A 246-nucleotide genomic window follows, 5' to 3' on the forward strand; every position below is an offset into this window, starting at 1 on the left:
GGAGAAGCACTACCGTGACATGCAGGACATGGAGTTCACCATCGAGCGTGGCAAGCTCTGGATGCTCCAGACCCGCAACGGCAAGCGCACCGCCAAGGCGGCCCTGCGCATCGCCGTCGAACTCGCGGGCGAGGGTCTGATCTCCAAGGACCAGGCGATCAAGCGCATCGAGCCCGGTGCCCTCGATCAGCTTCTCCACCCGACCATCGACCCGGATGCCGAGCGCAAGGTGATCGCCACGGGTCT

At 65.0% G+C, this 246-nt stretch carries 1 pseudogene; it reads left to right on the plus strand.

Features of this window, described 5'->3' with window-relative positions:
• Positions 1–28: 28 nt before the first annotated feature.
• Positions 29–246, plus strand: a pseudogene (locus MXD60_RS26450) (PEP/pyruvate-binding domain-containing protein); the annotation flags it as partial.

It is taken from the genome of Frankia sp. AgB32 (genome assembly GCF_023243045.1).
Lineage (GTDB): Bacteria > Actinomycetota > Actinomycetes > Frankiales > Frankiaceae > Frankia.